The 334-nt window shown below is 48.2% G+C and carries 1 protein-coding gene; it reads left to right on the top strand.

The window, feature by feature from the left end; all coding sequences use genetic code 11:
* Window positions 1–279: IS110 family transposase (locus AAC147_RS19090; RefSeq protein ID WP_047683883.1), on the top strand; the 279-nt coding region annotated here is incomplete at its 5' end.
* Window positions 280–334 lie beyond the last annotated feature (55 nt).

Below are 334 nucleotides of genomic sequence, written 5' to 3'. Positions count from 1 at the left end.
GCAGCCTCGACGGGATTGGTTCCCCGCCAATACAGTACCGGGGGAAAGACAACCTTATTAGGGATCAGTAAACGGGGTAATAAGACACTCCGGCAACTGTTGGTGCTATGTGCCCGAACGTTCATAATGCATATTGAGCATAGAAAGGGCAAACTGGCTGACTGGGTTAAACGGCAACTTGAACGAAAGCATTCTAATATTGTGGCCTGTGCGTTAGCGAATAAACTCGCCCGGATAGCGTGGGCTATGACGACACAACACACGGTATTTGAAGCCTAAATCAAGCCTGTTGTGAACAAATTTGAAACGAGACCCCACTGGTTTTGCGAAGACT

The organism is Xenorhabdus sp. NBAII XenSa04 (assembly GCF_963866145.1).
Lineage (GTDB): Bacteria > Pseudomonadota > Gammaproteobacteria > Enterobacterales > Enterobacteriaceae > Xenorhabdus > Xenorhabdus indica.
The sequence above is the reverse complement of the archived record's forward strand: the minus strand, read 5'-3'. Positions and strand labels throughout refer to the sequence as shown.